The sequence below is a fragment of the Aliivibrio sp. A6 genome (genome assembly GCF_028765505.1).
GTDB classification, from domain to species: Bacteria; Pseudomonadota; Gammaproteobacteria; order Enterobacterales; family Vibrionaceae; genus Aliivibrio; species Aliivibrio finisterrensis_A.
The window spans coordinates 41,550-64,216 of sequence record NZ_JARACR010000022.1; the positions used below are offsets into that span (position 1 = coordinate 41,550).

The 22,667-nt window shown below is 41.4% G+C and carries 19 protein-coding genes; 13 read left to right on the plus strand and 6 right to left on the minus strand.

Translation table 11 applies throughout. The features are described from left to right. Positions 1 to 18: 18 nt before the first annotated feature. Together glmS and PVK70_RS13320 are read right to left on the minus strand one after the other, a co-directional pair. Positions 19 to 1,866: a glutamine--fructose-6-phosphate transaminase (isomerizing) gene (gene glmS / locus PVK70_RS13315; RefSeq protein ID WP_130048529.1), complete on the minus strand. Its 1,848-nt coding sequence runs from the start codon at positions 1,864 to 1,866 to the stop codon at positions 19 to 21. A gap of 121 nt (positions 1,867 to 1,987) precedes the next feature. Then, positions 1,988 to 2,752 (minus strand): DeoR/GlpR family DNA-binding transcription regulator, encoded by a 765-nt coding sequence (locus PVK70_RS13320; RefSeq protein WP_130048528.1) that lies wholly within the window; start codon positions 2,750 to 2,752, stop codon positions 1,988 to 1,990. Positions 2,753 to 2,978: 226 nt separating this feature from the next. Between PVK70_RS13320 and PVK70_RS13325 the strand changes: the two genes are divergently transcribed. From PVK70_RS13325 to PVK70_RS13340, 4 genes are all read left to right on the plus strand, one after another. Next, the gene (locus tag PVK70_RS13325) at positions 2,979 to 3,608 is read left to right on the plus strand and encodes a response regulator (protein ID WP_130048527.1); all 630 of its coding nucleotides are present in this window, start codon (positions 2,979 to 2,981) and stop codon (positions 3,606 to 3,608) included. Positions 3,609 to 3,698: 90 nt separating this feature from the next. After that, positions 3,699 to 4,322 carry a MarC family protein gene (locus PVK70_RS13330; RefSeq protein WP_130048526.1) on the plus strand — a complete coding sequence of 208 codons (624 nt, stop codon included), beginning with the start codon at positions 3,699 to 3,701 and terminating at the stop codon, positions 4,320 to 4,322. A gap of 194 nt (positions 4,323 to 4,516) precedes the next feature. Continuing rightward, a complete protein-coding gene (locus PVK70_RS13335; protein WP_130043815.1) occupies positions 4,517 to 4,783 on the plus strand; it encodes a DUF4212 domain-containing protein in 267 nt (88 codons plus the stop codon). An 11-nt stretch (positions 4,784 to 4,794) separates the two neighbouring features. Further along, on the plus strand, positions 4,795 to 6,498 hold the full coding sequence (locus PVK70_RS13340) for a sodium:solute symporter family protein (protein ID WP_130048525.1): 1,704 nt from the start codon (positions 4,795 to 4,797) through the stop codon (positions 6,496 to 6,498). A gap of 120 nt (positions 6,499 to 6,618) precedes the next feature. Here the strand turns inward: PVK70_RS13340 and PVK70_RS13345 are convergent, their stop codons facing one another. Both PVK70_RS13345 and PVK70_RS13350 read right to left on the minus strand, forming a co-directional pair. Further along, a complete protein-coding gene (locus tag PVK70_RS13345; protein ID WP_130048524.1) occupies positions 6,619 to 10,059 on the minus strand; it encodes a PAS domain-containing hybrid sensor histidine kinase/response regulator in 3,441 nt (1,146 codons plus the stop codon). Positions 10,060 to 10,188: 129 nt separating this feature from the next. Next, positions 10,189 to 11,334: a 3-phenylpropionate MFS transporter gene (locus tag PVK70_RS13350; RefSeq protein WP_130048523.1), complete on the minus strand. Its 1,146-nt coding sequence runs from the start codon at positions 11,332 to 11,334 to the stop codon at positions 10,189 to 10,191. 212 nt (positions 11,335 to 11,546) lie between these two features. On the opposite strand from PVK70_RS13350, the gene PVK70_RS13355 reads away from it, so the two are divergent. The 9 genes from PVK70_RS13355 to fis all read left to right on the plus strand — a co-directional run bounded on the left by PVK70_RS13355 (position 11,547) and on the right by fis (position 21,425). Further along, entirely contained in the window at positions 11,547 to 13,379 is a 1,833-nt protein-coding gene (locus PVK70_RS13355; protein ID WP_130048522.1) for a DUF294 nucleotidyltransferase-like domain-containing protein, read from the plus strand. Between the two features lie 3 nt (positions 13,380 to 13,382). Next, positions 13,383 to 14,027, plus strand: a complete 645-nt coding sequence (locus tag PVK70_RS13360) for a 3'-5' exonuclease (RefSeq protein WP_130048521.1) — start codon at positions 13,383 to 13,385, stop codon at positions 14,025 to 14,027. A 214-nt stretch (positions 14,028 to 14,241) separates the two neighbouring features. Next, positions 14,242 to 16,191, plus strand: coding sequence for an acetate--CoA ligase (gene acs / locus PVK70_RS13365; protein ID WP_130048520.1), 1,950 nt, complete (start codon positions 14,242 to 14,244; stop codon positions 16,189 to 16,191). A 439-nt stretch (positions 16,192 to 16,630) separates the two neighbouring features. Then, positions 16,631 to 17,080: a type II 3-dehydroquinate dehydratase gene (aroQ, locus tag PVK70_RS13370; protein ID WP_130048519.1), complete on the plus strand. Its 450-nt coding sequence runs from the start codon at positions 16,631 to 16,633 to the stop codon at positions 17,078 to 17,080. 30 nt (positions 17,081 to 17,110) lie between these two features. Next, positions 17,111 to 17,587, plus strand: a complete 477-nt coding sequence (gene accB, locus PVK70_RS13375) for an acetyl-CoA carboxylase biotin carboxyl carrier protein (RefSeq protein ID WP_130066616.1) — start codon at positions 17,111 to 17,113, stop codon at positions 17,585 to 17,587. A gap of 11 nt (positions 17,588 to 17,598) precedes the next feature. Then, positions 17,599 to 18,942, plus strand: coding sequence for an acetyl-CoA carboxylase biotin carboxylase subunit (gene accC / locus PVK70_RS13380; protein WP_130048517.1), 1,344 nt, complete (start codon positions 17,599 to 17,601; stop codon positions 18,940 to 18,942). 115 nt (positions 18,943 to 19,057) lie between these two features. Further along, positions 19,058 to 19,942: a 50S ribosomal protein L11 methyltransferase gene (prmA, locus tag PVK70_RS13385; protein WP_130048516.1), complete on the plus strand. Its 885-nt coding sequence runs from the start codon at positions 19,058 to 19,060 to the stop codon at positions 19,940 to 19,942. Positions 19,943 to 20,137: 195 nt separating this feature from the next. Beyond that, a complete protein-coding gene (dusB, locus tag PVK70_RS13390; RefSeq protein WP_165367202.1) occupies positions 20,138 to 21,106 on the plus strand; it encodes a tRNA dihydrouridine synthase DusB in 969 nt (322 codons plus the stop codon). A 22-nt stretch (positions 21,107 to 21,128) separates the two neighbouring features. Then, positions 21,129 to 21,425, plus strand: coding sequence for a DNA-binding transcriptional regulator Fis (gene fis / locus PVK70_RS13395; RefSeq protein ID WP_005421285.1), 297 nt, complete (start codon positions 21,129 to 21,131; stop codon positions 21,423 to 21,425). A gap of 154 nt (positions 21,426 to 21,579) precedes the next feature. On the opposite strand, the gene PVK70_RS13400 is transcribed toward fis, so the two are convergent. Next, entirely contained in the window at positions 21,580 to 21,888 is a 309-nt protein-coding gene (locus tag PVK70_RS13400; RefSeq protein WP_130043803.1) for a hypothetical protein, read from the minus strand. Between the two features lie 88 nt (positions 21,889 to 21,976). Next, entirely contained in the window at positions 21,977 to 22,396 is a 420-nt protein-coding gene (zntR, locus tag PVK70_RS13405; protein ID WP_130043996.1) for a Zn(2+)-responsive transcriptional regulator, read from the minus strand. Positions 22,397 to 22,667 lie beyond the last annotated feature (271 nt).

Sequence of the window (22,667 nt, forward strand, 5' to 3'; positions counted from 1 at the left end):
AACACGACGTTAATTTACTTACTCTACCGTTACCGCTTTCGCTAAGTTACGAGGCTGATCAACATCCGTCCCTTTAATTAAGGCAACATGGTACGAAAGTAACTGCATCGGGATGGTGTAGTAAATTGGCGCAGTAATATCACTCACATGCGGCATGGTAATGATCTTCATGCTTTCATCCGCTTCAAAACCTGCTTGTTCATCAGCAAATACATAAAGTAAACCACCACGAGCACGGACTTCTTCTACGTTTGATTTTAGTTTCTCTAATAAATCATTGGTTGGTGCAACCACCACTACTGGCATTTCTGCATCAATAAGCGCTAATGGGCCATGCTTTAACTCACCTGCCGCATACGCTTCAGCATGAATATATGAAATTTCTTTAAGCTTCAAAGACGCTTCAACCGCAATTGGGTAAAACTCACCACGGCCTAAAAATAGCGTGTGTTGTTTGTCTGCAAAATCTGGTGCTAACGCTTCAATCTCTTTATCAAACGATAACGCTTGTTCAATTTGAGCAGGCAATGCATGCAAAGCTTCAACTATCTCTTTCTCTTTCTCTTTTGAAATACGATTTTGTTGTTTACCTAATGCTGTTACCAACATAAGCAATGCAGCAAGCTGAGTTGTAAATGCTTTGGTTGACGCTACACCAATTTCAGTTCCTGCTCGTGTCATAAAGGCAAAATCTGACTCACGAACCAGAGAAGAGCCTGCTACGTTACATACTGTCATTGCGCCCATGTAGCCACGTTCTTTAGCTAAACGAAGTGCTGCTAACGTATCAGCCGTTTCACCAGATTGAGATAAGGTAATTAATAAACTATTTGGACGAGTCACAAATTTACGGTAACGAAACTCAGAAGCAATTTCCACATCACAACTCACACCCGCCAATGATTCAAACCAATAACGAGCCGTCATCCCTGCATTGTAAGAGGTACCACAAGCAATAATTTGTACGTGTTCAACTTTATTTAAAATCTCAACCGCGTTAACACCAATACTCTCAGTTACCACTGAATCGTGAGTAATACGCCCTTCCATTGTGTTGATAAGCGCTTTAGGCTGTTCAAACACTTCCTTTTGCATAAAGTGACGGTATTGACCTTTATCACCCGCATCGTGCTCAGCGTTTGATTCTATTACTTCACGTTCTACTCGTTCACCGCGGGCATCGAAAACCACCACATCACGACGAGTAATCTCTGCAACATCGCCTTCTTCAAGATACATAAAGCGACGAGTCACGTTGAGTAAGGCAAGTTGATCAGAAGCCAAGAAATTTTCACCAACACCACGACCAATCACAATTGGACTACCAGAACGAGCAACCACAAGACGCTCTGGATCACGACGATCCATAACCACAGTACCGTAAGCACCTTCTAATTGTTTTGCTGTTTTTTGTACTGCTTCAATTAATGAATCTGAAGTACGTAACTCCCACTCCACTAAATGTGCAATCACTTCAGTATCAGTTTGAGATTCAAAAACATAACCACGTTCTTGCAATAATGAACGCAATGTTTCATGGTTTTCAATAATGCCATTATGAACAATCGTAATATCGCCAGAGACATGAGGATGTGCATTGATTTCAGAAGGCTCACCATGCGTTGCCCAACGGGTATGAGCGATGCCTGTACCGCCAACGACATGAGATCCTTCTACTGCATTAGCCAGTTCTTTTACCTTACCCAAGCGACGTAAACGTGTGTAGCTATTTCCAGTCGCATCAGCTCCTGCATCAACAACCGCAACCCCTGCAGAATCGTAGCCGCGATATTCTAAACGACGTAATCCTTCAACTAAAATCTCCGCTACATCTCTTTGTGCAACAGCACCTACGATCCCACACATAGCAATACTCCAATTATTCTAATCTTAAATTCTAGGTTTTAAGAAGCCTATTATTGCTTCTTAGGTTATAAATAACCGTTGATTGGCAGCAAAAAATATCAACGGTGTCATATAAATTAAATCACTGAGCTCTGATGACTCGTACATTATGTGATTCAATTTTCTGTTGCTGTTCTTGGCTTAAATCGTTATTGGTGATCAACACATCAATGCTGTCCCATGGCAATTCAACGTTAGGGATTTTTCGACCAATTTTTTCAGATTCCACCATTAAAATAACTTCACGAGCCACTTCAGACATCACGCGGCTTAAACCCACTAATTCATTAAATGTGGTTGTTCCGCGTTCCAAATCAATCCCATCAGCACCAATGAACAGCTGATCAAAATCATAGGATCTTAAAACCGATTCGGCCACTTGACCTTGAAATGAATCAGAATGACTGTCCCATGTACCACCCGTCATTAATAACGTTGGCTCGTTTTCAATTTCTTGCAGCGCATTAGCAACGGGTAATGAGTTGGTCATCACCACTAAGCCATTTCGTTTCGATAATTGATTAATTAATGCCGCGGTTGTGCTACCGCTATCAATAATGATCCGATTATGATCTTTAATCAGTTCTACCGCTGCTGTGGCTATAGATAACTTTCGATTCGAAACTTCTTCACAAGTGTCTTCTTGTATAATATTTGATGGCATTAAAACCGCTCCGCCATACTTACGCATCAGTAAACCATTCTTTTCTAATTCTGTTAGGTCTTTTCTAATGGTCACTTCAGAGATATCAAATAAATCAGAAAGATATTCGACGCTAACTTCACCTTGTTCTGTTAGTAGGGAAAGGATCATATGACGGCGTTGTTTCGTGTTTCTTTTTGACATAACAAACTCAATAAGTTTCGATTTGAAAGAAGTTTAGTTTCGTTTCATTTAATTGTCTAGCCCTTCAAATTAATTCGTTTTAAATATTAAGATCCCATCAAAAATGCCCGTTTATTTAAAATAAGAGATGAGTTAGAGAGACAGCGCAGACTTTAGCGACTAAAAATTGCTCAAAACCGAAGGGGATGTTAATTTTATTTAATCACTTATAAGGAATTTTGTAGCCATGGACGACAACTACACCATTATCATCGCGGACGATCACCCCTTATTTCGCAATGCGCTTTTTCAATCCATTCACATGGCAATCAGTGGTGCTAATTTAATAGAAGCGGATTCGCTTGAAGGGTTATTAACGGTATTACAAAAAGACTCCGATCCAGATTTGCTTCTATTGGATTTAAAAATGCCTGGTAGCAATGGGATGTCTGGATTAATACAACTTCGCTCTCAATATCCAGACCTGCCTATTGTTGTTGTATCAGCCAGTGAAGAACCTAGTATTGTTTCTCAAGTCAAAAGTCATGGTGCTTTTGGCTTTATTCCTAAATCTAGCGATATGAAATCACTTATTGCAGCCTTAAATCAAATTCTTGCTGGTGATTCCTATTTCCCTGCAGGGTCAATAAAAAATTCAGCAGCGTGCGATGATCTCGCGACGAAAATTGCGGCACTAACTCCTCAACAATACAAAGTGCTTGGTATGCTATCTGATGGCTTACTTAATAAACAAATCGCTTATGATTTAGACGTATCAGAAGCCACGATAAAAGCGCACATGACGGCAATATTTAGAAAATTGGGCGTTAAAAATCGCACTCAAGCGGTTATTTTATTGCAACAAACGGAAAGTTAACCTTGATATAACACTCTAGCCGTTAAAATAAGTTAGGTTGCCCATTCATTATTTTAATCCCTCTGCGTAACCTAACCTCTGGGAGAACCCATGATAAGTATCCTCATCACTCAATTTGTTGTTCTTTGGGCAGTCATTGACCCTATAGGATCCGTTCCTGTCTATCTTTCACAAACTCAACACCTAACCGCTAAACAACGTAAAGTCGTAGCTCTTAAAGCGGTAGCGATCGCGACGGCTGTACTTTTATTTTTCCTTGTTATTGGTCAACTTCTCTTAGAAGCAATGCAAATTCCTTTGCCTGCCTTTCAGGTTGCTGGCGGGTTAGTCTTATTAATCTTTGCTCTTACTATGATTTTTGGTGAGAGCAAGCCAGATCAAGAACAGAAGATGAGCGAGGAACTAAGTCATTCAGATCTAGCAGATTTAGCGGTTTATCCTTTAGCTATCCCATCAATCGCCTCGCCCGGCGCTATGATGGCCATTGTGATGCTAACCGATAATTCTCGCTATTCTTTTTTAGATCAGTCAATTACAGCAGCAGTCATGATTGTAGTTCTCGTCATTACGTTATGTTTATTACTTGGTGCAACGTTTATCCATAAGGTAATTGGCAACGTTGGTGCCGCGATTATTAGCCGCGTTATGGGATTAATCTTAGCCGCTGTTGCCGTTAACAATTTACTGCTTGGTATTAAAGACTTCTATTTTTAGTTATGAATATACCTTAGACCTTGGTATTAATTAACATAAAATTAACACATCAATTCCCGTAGTCACCTCACATAAAACGCTCATATTTTGGGCGTTTTTCTTTATCTGCTCGACTAAAGTTGCACTGCTTTCTTCTCTTCTCACTGCTAATCTCTTTTTGGTTACATATTATTAACATAAAAAAGGAGCTGGCTATGGCGTTCGAAACAAAAGAACAAGCACAAGCCTATTGGAAGGAAAATCTAGGGATCATGGGTGGACTGCTTGCGATCTGGTTCTTAGTCTCATACGGCGCAGGGATATTATTTGTTGATGCACTTAATACCGTTCAATTTGCTGGATTCAAATTGGGGTTCTGGTTTGCACAACAAGGGTCTATCTATACCTTTGTCGCACTGATCTTTATCTATGTTGCTCGCATGAATGCGCTAGATAAAAAATACAACGTACAAGAAGATTAAGAGGAATTATCATGGGTATCCAAACTTGGACGTTTATATTAGTCGGTATCACTTTTGCTCTCTATATCGGAATTGCAATTTGGGCTCGCGCCGGATCAACCAGTGAGTTCTATGTGGCAGGTGGCGGGGTTCACCCTGTTGCTAATGGCATGGCAACCGCGGCAGATTGGATGTCTGCGGCGTCATTCATTTCAATGGCCGGTATCATCTCCTTTGTTGGTTATGATGGTGCTGTGTATCTTATGGGCTGGACCGGTGGCTATGTACTATTAGCGCTTTGTCTTGCTCCTTATCTACGTAAATTTGGTAAATTCACCGTGCCAGATTTTATCGGTGAACGTTACTACTCTCGAACCGCTCGTATGGTTGCCGTGTTCTGTGCCATCTTTGTTTCTTTCACTTATGTGGCAGGACAAATGCGTGGTGTTGGCGTGGTGTTCTCACGATTCCTAGAGGTTGATATTAATATCGGTATCATTATTGGTATGGGGATCGTATTTTTCTATGCGGTACTGGGTGGCATGAAAGGCATCACTTATACGCAGGTTGCTCAATTCTGTGTCCTCATTTTCGCCTTCCTTGTTCCTGCGGTTTTCACCTCTATTATGATGACAGGTAACGTATTCCCTCAAATTGGTATGGGATCAACCGTTACTGGATCTGAAGTCTACTTATTAGATAAGTTGGATGGATTAACGACTGAACTCGGGTTCACCCCATATACTGACGGCTCTAAAAGCATGGTTGATGTCTTCTTTATCTGTGCAGCACTAATGGTGGGTACCGCAGGGCTTCCTCATGTAATTATCCGCTTCTTCACAGTACCTCGTGTTAAGGATGCACGTATCTCTGCGGGCTGGGCATTACTGTTTATCTCATTCTTATACACCACTGCACCTGCGGTTGCTGCATTTGCTCGTGTAAATATGATTGAAACCATTAATGGTCCAGATAGCCAAGGGGTTACTGCGGCTGATGCACCAAGCTGGTATAAAAACTGGGAAGACACAGGCCTTGTTGGTTGGGATGATAAAAATGGCGATGGCAAAATGTTTTACTCTGGTGATGAACGTAATGAAATGGACATCAACCGAGATATCATCGTACTGGCGTCACCTGAGCTAGCAAGTTTACCAAACTGGGTTGTGGCACTATTAGCTGCGGGTGGCTTAGCCGCTGCATTATCAACGGCTGCAGGTCTACTACTGGTAATCTCGACGTCTATCTCTCATGATTTATTGAAGAAAGGCTTTAAGCCTAACATGACCGATAAACAAGAACTGCTCGCCGCGAGATTGGCTGCCGTGGTTGCTATTATTGGTGCTGGTTACTTAGGGATAAACCCACCGGGCTTTGTAGCACAGGTGGTTGCCTTCTCCTTCGGCTTAGCAGCAGCGTCCTTCTTCCCTGCGATTATCTTGGGTATTTTCTATAAGAAGATGAATAAGGAAGGGGCGATTGCCGGTATGATTTCTGGTGTTACCTTTACCACGGCTTATATTGTTTACTTTAAGTTCATTAACCCTGCTGCAAGCACACCTGATAACTGGTGGTTTGGTATCAGCCCTGAAGGGATTGGTACACTAGGTATGTGTGTGAACTTCATTGTTTCAATTGCAGTAAACAAAGTGACAGCAGAAGTGCCTAAAGATGTGCAGGACCTTGTGGAATCAATTCGTTTCCCTAAAGGTGCAGGTGAAGCACACGATCATTAATTGTATATAAATAACGTCAGATATTGGCTAAGCAAAGGGAGTTAGTGAATGCTAACTCCCTTTTATTTCATTTAACTTTTAGCTATTTATATCAATACAATCGCGCTTATTAATCCATGATTACTTTCTAACATGACGATTCAACACCGCTCTTAACTTTAAAGGTTTAACCGGTTTTGCAATAAACCCAAATCCATTCGTTTTAATACTTTCCAATAAATCATCGGTTTTATCCGCACTGATCATCACCCCTTCAAATGCATTCCCTAAACGTAAACGGCATTGTTGTAATACCTCAAGTCCTGTTCTGTCGTTATCCAATCGATAATCAGAGAAGATCACATCTGGCACCCAACCCTCTTCTAGACAACGCAGGCTACTCATTAAATCGGTGGCGGTTTTTACTTCACAGCCCCATCGAGATATCAATGACTCCATACCAATAAGAATATCTGGTTCATTATCAACACATAGCACTCGAACTAAACTCAATGGTAATTCAGGCTTTTGCTCTATCGTAGGCGCATTACTCTCAAGCAGTACGCCTCTATCAAGTGTGACTGAAAATACCGAACCTTGATTAAGCCATGAACGCAATGAAATTGTATGTCCAAGCACATGAGAAATACCACGAGCAATGGCTAAACCTAAACCTAAGCCTTGGTCAGCCCGGCTTTGATCGACCCGAGTAAACTCATCAAAAATGGCTTGTTGTTTTTCTTCAGGGATACCAATTCCACTGTCCCATACATCCAAACGTATTTGACCTTTGACCCTTCTTGCTCCAAGTACCACTTTACCTTGAGGATTATATCGAAACGCATTAGTTAAAAAGTTTTGCACGACTCGGCGTAAGAGTTTTGGATCGGATTCCACCACCACATTTGAATGAATAACCGTAAAGTCAATGCCTTGCTGCTTGGCTAACGCACCAAACTCCGCTTCCAAATTAGAAAACAGACTGTTTAATGAAAAACTTTGAACATGTGTTTCTAACTTACCGGCTTCTAAGCGAGAAATATCGAGTAAATCCCCAATCAGCTCTTCAGCGGCGCCTAACGCTCTTTCAATATGGCCTGATATTTTTTTTGTTTCTACTTCTTGGGCAACTTCACTCAATGAAGAGGCAAATAAACGTGCAGCATTTAAAGGCTGCATTAAGTCATGGCTAACAGCGGCAAGTAAACGACTTTTCGATTGAGACGCCAATTCGGCGCTTTGGGTTGCACCAACCAATCGCTGGTTTAATTTTTCTAACTCTTTGGTGCGTTCGTGAACGCGCGACTCGAGAGTTTCATTGGTCTCTTTTAATGCTTTTTCTGCCTGCCTAAATACAGTGATATCTGTAAAACTCATCACAAATCCACCACTGGGCATCGGGTTACCTTGCACTTCAATAACCTGACCATCAGGGCGAATACGAGAAGAGACATGACGAGTTCCTCGCTCTAAATGCTCCACTCGTCGCTGAACGTGTATTTCAGGATCTCCCGGTCCACACAAACCTTGCTCTGCATTGTGACGGATCACATCAGCTATTGGTCTACCCACTTGAATTAATCCTGAAGGGAAAGTAAATAACTCCAAGTAACGTTGATTCCATGCAACCAATTTCATCTGCTTATCAACCACGGCGATCCCTTGGCTAATGTGCTCAATCGCTCCTTGCAATAAACCACGGCTAAAATCATACAACTCAGAGGCTTCATCAACGATGGTTGCCACCTCTTCCAACTGCATATTTCTGCCTTGTAAAGCTGAAGTAAGAACCAAACGAGAAGAAGAAGCGCCAAATACGCCAGCCAGTACACGCTCGGTATGGCGAATTAGTGCAGAGCTTGCCTGTTGTTGCGGCAATAAGGATTCATCATTCTGTTGAGAGAATTGGCGAAAGGCTTTTTGAGCACGTCGGCGACCAACAAACCGTGAAGCCAACATTTCTAATTCCCCCACCGTAACGCGAGTTTGATAAACACTGACATCTTCATTTTCTGGCAAAGGAGCGCCAACAAATGCAGCCGCTTGTAAACGCTCGCTTAATGATGCCCGAGTGATTGATGAAACAAGAATAAATAATAGGGTGTTAAGACCTAAACTAAGCATCATTCCCCAATCTGAGGTTTTCACCTCTAGCTGCTGCAACCATTCAGGAGGAGTGATTAACCATAATAAAACGTTATTTTCAGCACTGCCTGCTAACATTTGAGTTTGGCTCATCAGAGTAACAACCCAAATTAAAAAGCCGATAATTAACCCTGCATACACGCCTTTTTTGTTGGCATTTCGCCAATACAATCCACCAATTAACGCTGGTGCAAATTGAGCTATGGCCGCAAAAGCTAATAAGCCAATGACCGACAGTGAATCAATCGAATCAAGTGCTTGGTAAAAACCCCACGCCGCTAATAACAGTAATAGAATAAGCACACGTCTAATCGTTACTAATAATTTAGAAAAATGCCCGAACGATCGTCCTGTGGTTTTTACTCGACGTAATAGCAAAGGTAAAACTAAATCATTCGATACCATAATCGCCAGTGCAATGGTAGATACGATAACCATGCCACTGGCGGCTGAGGTTCCACCAACAAAAGCCAGTAATGCCATATTCTCAGCACCAACCGACAACGGCACGCTAATAACAAAACTATCACTAATACCACCAGAGAGCAGAGCTTGTCCAGCCCAAGAGATAGGTAGCACAAATAGGCCAATTAATATTAGATAGAGTGGAAATACCCAACGCGCCATTCGTAAGTCTTGCGCCTGCTCATTCTCTACAACCGTGGTGTGAAACTGGCGCGGTAAACAGATTATCGCCGCCATTGTTAAGATCGTATGGAATAAAAGCGTAATGAGATTGGGGGATTGGTAGGTTTCTTTGGCAATAGAAATTAAATCAACATTAGCATCAGAATAAGCCAAATAAAGAATGAAACCGCCGACCGCAAGAAAGGCGACCAATTTCACTATCGACTCAAAGGCAACAGCCATCATCAAACCACGATGATGCTCTGTCGTATCAATATGTCGAGTACCAAAAAGAATCGTAAATACAGCAAGGGCACCGCCAACAAACCAAGAAATATGCCCATCTTGATAACCTAAATCCAGAGCCAAATTAGGCGCAACAAGATCAAGCCCCATAGTGATGCCCCTCAATTGCAATGCAATATAAGGCAGTATCCCAACAACAGCGATAATCGTGATCACCCCCGCTAATCCTTGAGATTTCCCATATCGTGCAGCAATAAAATCAGCTATCGAGGTGATATGCTCTCGCTTAGCAATCAAGATAATTCTGGCAAGAAATCGCCATGCAAATACAAACACAAAAATAGGAGCAAGATAAATGGGAAGGAAAGACCACGGGTTATTAGTGGCTTGGCCTACGGTGCCATAAAAGGTCCATGAGGTGCAGTAAACCGCTATAGAGAGGCTATAAATCCACGGGCGATATTGCGCTAGCCACCCTTTTTGTCTATCGCCATACCAAGCAATTAAAAACAATAATCCTAAATACGCCAGCGACACTGGCACCACAATCCATCCTTGTGTCATCACTCATCCTTGGTGATACCACTCTAGTGCCATAAAAAAACGCTAGAAGGGTACAAATACTCTGTAGCACCATTCTAGCGTTATAATTGTCGCTTGTTTTTTACTCAAGCCTACAAATGTGATTAAGGCCTACTTATCGGTCACTTTATCCAATTTAATCAGTAAAGCAAACGAACCCATTGCTGCCATTAACCAGAAAATATTGGCTCCCCACGCTTCATAGCCCCAACCACTTAATGTCGTCATTAGCGCAATAAATGCCCCTAACGGAATCGCATTGTATAATGCTTGCAAAGGGATCATCTTATTTTGAGGGAAGCGTTGAATGTATTGGATTGCTGCCAAATGAGCCATTGCAAATGTCACCCCGTGTAAAGCTTGAACTAACACTAACGCAAACAGTTCTGTCGTTGCTGCAGTTAACCCCCAACGAACCATCACCCCAACTGCAGCCACTTTAAATAGTGTTGATACCTTCCACCCTGCAAACAGTCGCTTACTAAACGCAAATACCATGACTTCAGCCACAACACCAAGACTCCACAAGTAACCAATCGTACTTTCTTGATAGCCTGATTCTTTCCAGTAGATAGAACTAAAACTGTAATATGCTGCGTGGCTACCTTGAATTAGCGAGACTAAAATAATGAACTTTAATACTGGCGTTTCGGTTAATAGTGCAAGTAATGGTGGACGAGTTTGATCTTCTTCAGACACCGAGACTGGCATTGGGTTTGGGTTTCGCATCACTAAAAACAGTGCCGCTAATATCCCAGCAATCGCGGTATACACGATCATGTCAGTACCGAACCCTGAGACTAAATAGCCAACAACCGTAGAGCCCGCGATGAAACTCACTGAGCCCCATAAACGAGTACGTCCATAATCTAATAAATTATTCTTCGCGTAATAGTTTGTCATCGCATCAGACAATGGAACTGCAGGACCACAGGATAAATTAAAGAGCACGGTGACAAATGCCATCCACCAGAAACTCCCTCCATTAATTAAAAACAAACCAAGGGCGATTAATGAGGCGAAAGTAAGAATTCGTAACGCGGGAAGTAAATATTCCACTTTATGCAAACGTGGCGTGATCACTAAGTTCGCCACACAACGCGTCGCAAACCCGAGGCCAATTAATACACCAATATCCCCTGCTGAGACGCCTTGTTCTTCAAACCACAACGCCCAAAATGGTAAATAAACACCATAGGCAAAAAAGAACCCACCAAAGTATTGAGAGATCCAAGCAAAAGGAGAAACGCGAAACATGACAATGTCCAAAGGGAATAAAAGAGACGTTCATTATGGCATTGTATGGGTTTATAAAAAGGGAAAAACGAATTGAAAAAAACTGCACCTTTTAAAATGTGACTTCACCTTCAATTTTCACGCTCTTTATGAAAACTCTAGACTAAAGTCGTCTTCATTCTTATTGCATATCTAGCGAGAATAAGGGAAATCATCAATTAAAGGGTGGAGCTATGCCAAGTGAACTCAATTTCTCAATTGCTCCATTTAATACCCTAACAGCAAACCAGAAAGAGCAATTAACGCGTCATGTCGACATTGCTTACTTTCGTGAAAATGACATTATTTTACATCAAAGCCAATCCTCAGAAAGCTTATACATTATTATCAAAGGCGTAGTTGAAGAGCGATCTAACGACAGTGGAGAGATCTATGCTCATTACACTCATGATGATATTTTTGATGTCAGATCCCAACTCGAAGGCTCAGTAAAGCATTGCTATCACGCCCTTGAAGATACATTATGTCACCTTATTCCTACCGAAGTGTTTCTTTCCATTTATCACGAAAATGCTGATTTCTCTGCTTATTTCAATGGCAGTTTAGCGAAACGTAAAGCGCTTCTCACTCAAGCAAATCAACAACAAAATTTAGCCGAATTTATTCTGACAAAAATTGATGATGATACGATTCAAACCGCCATTTCTGTCGATTGGAATACATCATTAAAACAGGTCACACATTTACTTAAAGAACATAATATTGATGCCCTTTTTGTAGAACTAAACCAATACGACCCAAGGCATAAAGGAAATAAATACTCATTGCCGATCGGGATCATAACCCGCACCGACTTATTACACGCATTAGTTCTGAATAATCACGAGCCGAACCACCCTGTAGGTCCAATTGCAACCTACCCTATCGTATCGATACAAAAACACGACTACCTTTTTAATGCCATGACCCTAATGACTCGCCACCACGTAAAAAGAGTGGCTGTATTAGATAATCAGCAATTAGTTGGTATGCTCGATATGACTCAGGTATTAAGCCTTTTCTCAACGCACTCTCACGTCTTAACACTTCGCATCGCCAGAGCCCAAAGTATTGAAGAGCTTGCCATTGCTGCTAATAGCCAAACCCAGCTTATTAATACCTTATTAAATAACGGCATTCGAACGCGATTTATCATGGAATTAATTTCTACGGTTAATGAACAGATCATTGAAAAAGCATTTAGTTTAACCATCCCCAAAGGGCTTCATGATCACTGCTGTTTAATTGTTATGGGCTCAGAAGGCCGAGGTGAGCAGATCTTAAAAACCGATCAAGATAACGCTTTAATCATTAAGAATGGCTTAGAGTGGCACCAAGTAAATGAATTAATGACCCAATTTACACAGACGTTATTGCAGCTTGGCTACCCTTTATGCAAAGGAAATGTCATGGTCAGTAACCCTCACTGGGTCAAAACAGAGCAAGAGTGGCAGCGTTATATTGAACGAATGTGCACAGAGCACAATGGTGAGAATATGATGAACTTAGCCATATTTTCTGATGCGCAAGCCGTTGCTGGTAATCGAGATTTACTGACGCCATTAAAGCAGAGCATAAGTCATCAGTTAAAAGATAACGAACTTGCCTTAAGCATTTTTACTCGCCCAGCACTGCAATTTACGGTGCCGTTAACTCTGTTTGGCAACGTCAAAAATAAAAAAGAAGGGATTGATATTAAACAAGGGGGTATTTTCCCCATTGTTCATGGTATTCGCGCGCTCTCCTTGGAACAAGGAATCGAAAAAACCAATACTTTTCAACGTATTGAAGAATTAAACTCACGCAAAGTTTTAGAGCACTCAACCGCAGATAACTTAACCGAAGCATTAAAATTATTTTTTAAATGGCGACTTCGTCATCAGTTAAAAAACAGCCAAAATAGAGTGTCTAATTACATTCACATTGAACAGCTCGATAGAACGGAAAGAGATTTACTTCGCCATAGTTTGCACGTAGTGAAAAAATTTAAAGAATGGCTTGGCTACCATTATCAAATAAGGGATTAAACGATGAATGCCCTACAGCGATTATGGTGGCGATATAAATTAAAAGACCACCCTCATCATTCTCTATTTTCATCCTATTCTGGTGATGAATTAGTCTCGATTGATTGTGAAACCACTAGCCTTGACCCTAACCACGCTGAACTGGTTTCTATTGCGGCCATTAAAATCAAAAATAATCGAGTATTAACCAGTCAAACCATTCACTTAAAACTAGCACCACCACAAAGTTTAAACTCTGATTCGATTAAGGTTCATCAGCTGAGACATCACGATCTCACCAGCGGGTTATCAGAAAAAGAGGCGCTTAATCAACTGATTCACTTTATTGGTTGTCGACCAATTGTGGGTTACCACATTCACTATGACAAAAAGATTTTAGACCGAGCCTGTTTACGTCACTTCAATCATCCTTTATCAAATTCATTAGTTGAAGTATGTCACCTCTATCATCATAAATTAGAACGACTACTACCAAACGCTTATTACGATCTAAGCATTGACGCTATTTCTAGACATTTAGACCTACCACAGGCCAAACGCCATGATGCATTAGAAGACGCCATTGCCGCCGCATTAATTTATGTGCGCTTAACTCATGGGGACTTTCCAGATTTGCCAACAATAAGGCTAGGCCATAACAAGCACTGATACACAGTTACTGATCTGCGTCTCAAAAACCAATACTCGTCATTCTGAAAATTCAGTAAACCTTTCTTTCTCTGACTAAAGTCTAATTGTTGAAAACCTATTTCTAACCGAAAGTAATATCAACCCGACCAATAAAAAAGCAGAGCCAATGATGGTGCTGCAATGAAATCCAGTCATAAATTGGATATTTGCTGTATTCACAAGGAGAATCAACATGAGTGACATTCACGTATACCCAGTCAATCAAGACATCGCTAACAATGCCCACGCAGATGATGAAAAATATCGTGAAATGTACCAGCAGTCCGTTATTAACCCTGAAGGTTTTTGGCGTGAGCATGGACAGATCCTTGATTGGATGACTCCTTATACAAAAGTGAAAAACACCTCTTTTGATACTGGCCATGTCGATATTAAATGGTTTGAAGATGGCGAATTAAATGTCTCGGTAAACTGTATTGACCGTCACTTAGCTACTCGCGGTAATGAAGTCGCGATTATTTGGGAGGGTGATGATCCACAAGATGACGCCTCAATTACCTTCAACGAACTCCATGAGCAAGTTGGTAAATTTTCAAATGCACTAAAAAGCCAAGGCGTTCGTAAAGGCGATGTGGTTTGTATTTATATGCCAATGGTGGCTGAAGCTGCTGTTGCTATGCTGGCTTGTACTCGTATCGGCGCAGTTCACACCGTAGTATTTGGGGGTTTTTCACCAGAAGCACTGGCTGGACGAATTGTCGATTCCGATGCAAAAGTGGTTATTACTGCCGATGAAGGCGTTCGTGGTGGTCGTACTGTTCCACTGAAAAAGAATGTCGATGATGCATTGAATAACCCTGAAGTAACCACCATTGAAAAAGTCGTTGTATTCCAACGTACAGGTAATGACATTGAGTGGAGTGAAGACCGTGATGTATGGTGGCACGAAGCAACGGCTGTCGCTTCTGCACACTGTGAGCCAGAAGCCATGAATGCCGAAGATCCTCTATTTATTCTCTATACTTCTGGATCTACAGGTAAACCTAAAGGCGTATTACATACCACAGGTGGCTACCTTGTTTATGCAGCCATGACCTTTAAATATATTTTTGATTATCAAGAAGGCGAAGTTTTCTGGTGTACTGCAGATGTTGGTTGGATCACCGGTCACACTTACTTAATTTATGGTCCTCTTGCAAATGGTGCAAAAACGATTTTGTTTGAAGGAGTACCTAATTACCCAAGCACTAGCCGCATGAGTGAAGTGGTCGATAAGCATAACGTAAATATTCTCTATACTGCCCCTACAGCGATTCGAGCATTGATGGCACAGGGCAATGATGCAGTCGAAGGAACGTCGCGAACCTCATTACGTGTCATGGGATCGGTTGGTGAGCCAATCAACCCTGAGGCATGGGAGTGGTATTACAACACGATTGGTGATGCTCGTTGCCCTATCGTTGATACGTGGTGGCAAACAGAAACCGGTGGTATTTTAATCTCACCACTACCAGGAGCAACCGCATTAAAACCAGGTTCAGCAACTCGCCCATTTTTTGGTGTGCAACCTGCTTTAGTCGACAATATGGGAAACATCCTTGATGGTGCGACCGATGGTAACCTGGTTATTACTGATTCATGGCCGGGACAGATGCGTACCATCTATGGTGATCATGACCGCTTTGAACAAACTTACTTTTCTACCTTTAAAGGCATGTATTTTACCAGTGATGGCGCACGACGTGATGACGATGGTTATTACTGGATCACAGGACGTGTTGATGACGTATTAAATGTTTCAGGTCATCGAATGGGAACCGCCGAAGTAGAATCCGCATTAGTGGCGTTTGATAAAATAGCTGAAGCGGCCATTGTTGGCGTACCGCATGACATTAAAGGACAAGCGATTTATGCCTACATCACCCTAAATTCAGGTGAAATTCCAAGTGCTGAACTGCATAAAGAAGTGAAAGATTGGGTAAGAAAAGAAATTGGTCCAATAGCCACGCCAGATTTCCTCCATTGGACAGATTCATTACCTAAAACTCGTTCAGGTAAAATTATGCGCCGTATTCTACGAAAAATAGCAACCGGAGATACTTCCAACCTTGGAGATACTTCAACCCTTGCTGATCCAAGCGTGGTTGATAAACTGATTGAAGAGCAAAGAAAAATCGCCTAGAACCATTCAATACAATCTAATTTTTATCTCAATGAGCCACTATTGTTCGCAATGGTGGCTTATTTCATGTGACGCCCTGCTCAAATTTACAGATATGTTATTTCTTTACTGATAACGTGCTAAGTAAACAAAATTTAAAACTGTATAATTGTTCAACAAAGTTGAAAGTATTTGTTAACTAACAAGTAAAATAACGGAACTTAACGGCCCTCTTTGCTTCTTATTATCATATTTGAATTAAAATATGTTTTATTCTCTTCTCATAAAGTGAGAACTTAGAGCTGATAAGACCAGTATTTTGCTGCGATTTGCTGTGATATTGTCTATAATTGCTTTTTATGAGCATTAGCAGTGTAATATTTGCAAAAACTCATCAAATCGAATATATAAATTATGCTTTTTTTACTTCAATAGTAAGAACAAGGAATTTAGCATCACAATGTCGACTCAATCGCGAATTTTAGTTCTCAATGGTCCGAACCTAAACCTATTAGGTCTTCGTGAACCGGCCCATTATGGCAATCAAAACTTAGAACAGATTGTTAATACTTTAACTATTCAAGCTAACGCATTGAATATTGAATTAGAGCATTTACAGTCAAATCGTGAATATGAGCTGATAGAAGCAATTCATAATGCTTATCAACGTATTGATTTCATTATCATCAACCCAGCTGCGTTTACGCACACTAGTGTCGCTTTACGCGATGCACTGCTTGGGGTTGATATTCCTTTTATTGAAGTACATTTATCAAATGTCCATGCACGCGAACCTTTTCGCCACCATTCTTATCTTTCTGATAAAGCGGTAGGTGTTATTTGTGGGTTAGGTGCTGATGGCTACGAATTTGCTTTGAATGCAGCAGCAAAACGTCTGCGTTCAAATTGATCACTGAATATAAACAGAAGAGATTACACAATGGATATCCGCAAAATTAAAAAACTGATTGAACTAGTTGAAGAGTCTGGCATTGCAGAACTTGAAATTTCTGAAGGTGAAGAGTCAGTACGCATCAGCCGTGCTGTAGCACCTCAAGCTCAACTAGCACCAGTACAACAAGTTGCGGCACCTGTAGCTGCTCCTGTTGCAGAAGCAGCTCCTGTTGCAGAAGCAGCTCCTGTTGCTACAGCACCTATCGCTGAAGCTCCAGCAGAAGTTGCTGGTCATAAAGTTTGTTCTCCAATGGTTGGTACGTTCTACGGCGCTTCAAGCCCAGACGCAAAACCATTTGTTAAAGTTGGTCAACAAGTTACTGCTGGCGATACACTTTGTATCGTTGAAGCAATGAAAATGATGAACCAAATTGAAGCGGACAAGTCTGGTACTGTTACTGCTATTTTAGTTGAAGACGGTAACCCGGTTGAATTCGATCAACCACTTGTTGTGATCGCATAATAGAGGTCACTATGTTAGATAAATTAGTTATCGCAAACCGTGGTGAAATTGCACTACGTATCTTGCGAGCATGTAAAGAGCTTGGTATTAAAACGGTTGCAGTTCACTCTACTGCTGACCGTGATTTAAAGCATGTATTGCTTGCTGATGAAACCATTTGTATTGGTCCTGCACGCAGTGCCGACAGCTACTTAAACATTCCTCGCATTATTAGTGCGGCAGAAGTGACAGGTGCTGTTGCTGTTCATCCAGGTTACGGCTTCTTAGCTGAAAATGCTGACTTCGCAGAGCAAGTTGAGCGTTCTGGCTTTATCTTTGTTGGTCCTAAAGCGGAAACTATCCGCATGATGGGCGACAAAGTATCTGCGATTACATCAATGAAAAAAGCTGGCGTACCTTGTGTACCTGGTTCTGATGGCCCGCTAGATAATGACGAAGCGAAAAACAAATCATTTGCAAAACGCATTGGCTACCCTGTAATCATCAAAGCCTCTAGTGGTGGCGGTGGTCGTGGTATGCGTGTTGTTCGTGCAGAAAAAGATCTAATCGAAGCAATCGCAATGACTCGTGCTGAAGCAACAGCTTGTTTTGGTGACGGTACGGTTTACATGGAAAAATTCCTTGAAAACCCTCGCCACATCGAAGTTCAAGTAATTGCCGATGGTCAAGGTAATGCGATTCACCTTGGTGAGCGTGACTGCTCTATGCAGCGTCGTCACCAGAAAGTAGTTGAAGAAGCACCAGCACCAGGTATTACCGAAGAAATGCGTAAATACATCGGTGAGCGCTGTACACGTGCGTGTATCGATATTGCTTACCGCGGTGCGGGTACATTTGAATTCTTATACGAAAACGGTGAGTTCTACTTTATTGAGATGAACACACGTATTCAAGTTGAGCACACAATTACTGAAATGGTAACGGGTATCGACTTAATCAAAGAGCAACTGCGTATTGCCGCAGGTCAACCTCTTTCGTTTACTCAAGAAGACATCAAACTACGTGGTCACTCAATTGAGTGTCGTATCAATGCTGAAGATCCTGTTCGCTTCCTACCTTCACCGGGTAAAATTGAGCGTTTCCATGCACCAGGTGGTATGGGCGTTCGTTGGGAATCTCACATTTATACAGGCTACACAGTACCACCACATTACGATTCAATGATCGGTAAGTTAATCACTTACGGTGAAAATCGTGATGTTGCTATCGCTCGTATGAAAAACGCATTAAGCGAAATGATTGTGGAAGGCATCAATACAAATATCTCTTTACACCTAGATATTATGAATGATGAGAACTTCCAACACGGCGGTGCAAACATCCATTACCTTGAGAAAAAATTAGGCCTTCAATAGAACGCAATTTTTCATCTTAAGTTAAAGAAGTAAATAAAGGCCGCGAGTGATTACACTCACGGCCTTTTTCTATGGTAAAATTCGCCGATATTTTCAACTAAACAAAGTGATCCCCATGCCTTGGATTCAAGTAAAACTAAATGCAACATCTGAAAATGCTGAACAAATCAGTGACATGCTAATGGAAGAGACGGGTGCTCTTTCTATAACGTTTTTAGATGCAAAAGATGTCCCTATCTTTGAACCTCTTCCAGGAGAGACTCGTTTATGGGGCGAAACGGATATTGTTGCTCTTTATGATGCAGAAACCGACATGGATTTAGTGATTGCACAATTAAAAGCAAGCACGGTACTTGATGATAACTTTGCTTATAAAGTTGAACAACTTGAAGACAAAGACTGGGAACGTGAATGGATGGATAACTTCCACCCAATGAAGTTTGGTGAGCGCTTATGGATTTGCCCAAGCTGGCGTGAAATCCCTGAGCCAGATGCGGTTAATGTTATGCTTGATCCTGGCCTTGCGTTTGGTACAGGCACGCATGCAACCACAGCACTTTGTCTTGAATGGCTAGAAAGTATTGACCTTAAAGGCAAAACCGTTATCGACTTTGGCTGCGGTTCTGGCATCTTAGCGATCGCAGCGATCAAACTAGGTGCTGCAAAAGTCGTTGGGATCGACATTGATCCTCAAGCGATCACCGCATCAAAAGACAATGCCGCTCGTAATGGCGTAGCCGATCAACTTGAATTATTCTTACCTCAAGATCAGCCAGAGAACCTTGTTGCAGACGTCGTTGTTGCTAATATTCTTGCAGCCCCACTTCGTGAACTTTCAAGTATTATTACCGCTCACGTTGCTCCTGGTGGCGTGCTAGCTATGTCTGGTGTCTTGGATACTCAAGCAAATGATGTTGCTTCATACTACGCAGATAACTTCACCCTTGATGCTATTGCCGAGCAGCAAGAATGGTGCAGAATCTCAGGAATTAAGAAGTAATCGTCCCTCAGACCTACTCTTCCTAAAAAAAACTTCAATGCCTCAATACTAAATTTGAGGCATAAAACCGCCTAATTGACTGAAATATAAACAAATTGCATAAACTATTTGTAAATGCTCAAAATTTGGTCTTTTCAGGCGAGCAAAAAATGCGTAAAATGCGCGCCCTTGCTGACACAAACGTGTGTGGATGTTTTGCAGATAGGTAAATATACATTAAAGAACAATCTTATCGTTGCTCCTATGGCTGGTGTAACCGATAGGCCTTTTCGTGAGTTATGTATGCGCTATGGTGCAGGCATGGCTGTGAGCGAAATGATGTCTTCTAACCCAAAACTATGGAAAACATCTAAGTCCCAAAATCGCATGGTACATGAAGGTGAATCTGGTATTCGCTCGGTACAAATTGCGGGGGCAGATCCACAGTTGATGGCGGAAGCTGCGCAACACTGTGTTGAAACCGGTGCTCAAATCATCGATATCAATATGGGGTGCCCTGCTAAGAAGGTGAATAAGAAACTTGCTGGTTCCGCATTATTACAGCGACCTGATTTGATTGAAGAGATCTTATTAGCCGTTGTAAATGCCGTTGACGTTCCGGTAACTCTGAAAACGCGTACAGGCTGGGATCCAGACAACCGAAACTGTGTTCAGGTTGCAAAAATGGCGGAGCAATGTGGCATCCAAGCTTTAGCGCTTCATGGGCGAACCAGAGCTTGTATGTACAAAGGTGAAGCTGAATACGACAACATTAAAGCGGTAAAAGAAGCGATTTCTATTCCGGTTATAGCGAACGGTGATATCGACTCACCGGAAAAGGCTCGTTTTGTGCTTGAGTATACAGGCGCTGACGCTTTAATGATCGGCCGTCCTGCACAAGGTAGGCCATGGATTTTTAAAGAAATCCAACATTATTTAGAAACGGGCGAAATCATGCCACCTCTTCCAATTGAAGAAGTGAAGACCACTTTACTTGGTCATGTCCATGCGCTTCACCAGTTTTATGGTGAATTTTTAGGCCCTCGCATTGCTCGTAAGCATGTGGGTTGGTACTTAAAAGAGCATGAGCAAGCAACCGATTTCCGCCGCAGCTTTAACGCGATAGAGGACGCTTCACAGCAACTCCATCAACTTGAAAGCTATTTCGACCACGTTGCATCATAATAAAAGAAGAGCTAAACAGAATATGTTCGATCAATCTATGACTTCAGAAGCATTAACAGTTACAACAGTTACAGCACAAGACCAAATTACTCAGAAACCACTACGTGATTCTGTTAAGGCTTCGCTGAAAAACTACTTAGGCCAACTAAATGGTCAAGAAGTTAACGACTTATATGAATTAGTATTAGCTGAAGTAGAGCAACCTCTACTAGACATGATCATGCAGCATACTCGCGGCAACCAAACTAAAGCAGCAAACATGATGGGTATCAACCGTGGTACGCTTCGTAAAAAACTTAAAAAATACGGCATGAACTAGTCACGCCTTATTTCGAAAATTTAAAGCAGTGTTAAGCAATTAACGCTGCTTTTTTTATATCTAAGATAACGGCATTCATCTCTTTCTTTGATCAACAGATATAAAAAAACCGATACTACATTTCTGTAATATCGGCTTTTAAATCTCTTACCTACTATGGCGGCCAAGCTCGTTTCTTGCCACCACCAGCACCAGCTCCTGAGCGAATAAGCTCAACGGCTTTTGCTGTTTTTTCTTCAATGCCTTTTAAACGCTCATCAAGTTCACTTAAATCAGCTGCGGCTCCCGCGGTATTCGAACCTTGAGCACCAACACCATCAATCATTTTAGCGATCTTGGCATTCTGAGCTTCAATACGCTTAATACGAGCATCAAGCTCCATTACTGCCTTCCCTTGCTCACTGATTTTTTTATCGATAACTTTCAGAGCGGAAAGCAATTTCATTACGTATTGTTTTTCCATTAATTGGCTCTCACCTAATTGTCGCTCGTATTCTTTCCACTAATTATCGACCATTTTATCAACATCTTGAGTAAACAGGCACAATAATTTATGCTTTTTTCTCTTCTAACTCAGCTAAGGCAGAAAGAATAGAGCAATGAGAGGCATCTTCGTCAACATGACCACAACAAGCATCATTAATTCGCTTTAGCGCGGTTCTAATTTCAGTGAGTTGCTCAATCTTTTTATCTATTGTATTTAGTTTAGTTTGAGTAATCGCTTTTACCTCAGCGCAACTGTGCTTTGTTGCTTCCAATCTAATGTCGAGTAACTCTTGTATTTCATCTAACGTTAAGCCCAACTGCTTAGCTTTTAAAATAAAACGAATTTGAGCAAGATTATCATCATTATAAAGACGATACCCACTACTGCTTCTGCCTGATGGTATAAGTAACCCATTTTTCTCATAAAAGCGTAATGTGTCGTTAGTTACATTACATCGTTTTGCCAACTCTCCAATCAAATACATTTTCATTTCGTCTTTTCCCTCTCTTTATGCGCTTTATTTGTATCGTTTTTTAATAAAAATGACATCTTTTTCTATGGATGCAATCGATTGCGCGAGCTTTTTTGTTTAAGTTTAGTTAGAATATGCACCATTACGTTAATACAACACTTAATACTTTACTCTTTTCAATTAGGGTGTTTCCCAAAACTGGCCAATATCTGCTTCTCCTTAAACAAGAAATAGAGCAGAACAAGTTCATTTTTGGCAAAAATCCTAACTTAATTCTAAAGGA

Coding starts and splice junctions, on each gene's coding strand:
- acs (WP_130048520.1), top strand. CDS start 14,242: ATGAGTGACATTCACGTATACCCAGTCAATCAAGACATCGCTAACAAT.
- PVK70_RS13360 (WP_130048521.1), top strand. CDS start 13,383: ATGAATGCCCTACAGCGATTATGGTGGCGATATAAATTAAAAGACCAC.
- accC (WP_130048517.1), top strand. CDS start 17,599: ATGTTAGATAAATTAGTTATCGCAAACCGTGGTGAAATTGCACTACGT.
- PVK70_RS13355 (WP_130048522.1), top strand. CDS start 11,547: ATGCCAAGTGAACTCAATTTCTCAATTGCTCCATTTAATACCCTAACA.
- PVK70_RS13330 (WP_130048526.1), top strand. CDS start 3,699: ATGATAAGTATCCTCATCACTCAATTTGTTGTTCTTTGGGCAGTCATT.
- aroQ (WP_130048519.1), top strand. CDS start 16,631: ATGTCGACTCAATCGCGAATTTTAGTTCTCAATGGTCCGAACCTAAAC.
- PVK70_RS13335 (WP_130043815.1), top strand. CDS start 4,517: ATGGCGTTCGAAACAAAAGAACAAGCACAAGCCTATTGGAAGGAAAAT.
- PVK70_RS13345 (WP_130048524.1), bottom strand. CDS start 10,059: ATGACACAAGGATGGATTGTGGTGCCAGTGTCGCTGGCGTATTTAGGA.
- PVK70_RS13350 (WP_130048523.1), bottom strand. CDS start 11,334: ATGTTTCGCGTTTCTCCTTTTGCTTGGATCTCTCAATACTTTGGTGGG.
- PVK70_RS13320 (WP_130048528.1), bottom strand. CDS start 2,752: ATGTCAAAAAGAAACACGAAACAACGCCGTCATATGATCCTTTCCCTA.
- fis (WP_005421285.1), top strand. CDS start 21,129: ATGTTCGATCAATCTATGACTTCAGAAGCATTAACAGTTACAACAGTT.
- PVK70_RS13400 (WP_130043803.1), bottom strand. CDS start 21,888: ATGGAAAAACAATACGTAATGAAATTGCTTTCCGCTCTGAAAGTTATC.
- zntR (WP_130043996.1), bottom strand. CDS start 22,396: ATGTATTTGATTGGAGAGTTGGCAAAACGATGTAATGTAACTAACGAC.
- PVK70_RS13340 (WP_130048525.1), top strand. CDS start 4,795: ATGGGTATCCAAACTTGGACGTTTATATTAGTCGGTATCACTTTTGCT.
- prmA (WP_130048516.1), top strand. CDS start 19,058: ATGCCTTGGATTCAAGTAAAACTAAATGCAACATCTGAAAATGCTGAA.
- accB (WP_130066616.1), top strand. CDS start 17,111: ATGGATATCCGCAAAATTAAAAAACTGATTGAACTAGTTGAAGAGTCT.
- PVK70_RS13325 (WP_130048527.1), top strand. CDS start 2,979: ATGGACGACAACTACACCATTATCATCGCGGACGATCACCCCTTATTT.
- glmS (WP_130048529.1), bottom strand. CDS start 1,866: ATGTGTGGGATCGTAGGTGCTGTTGCACAAAGAGATGTAGCGGAGATT.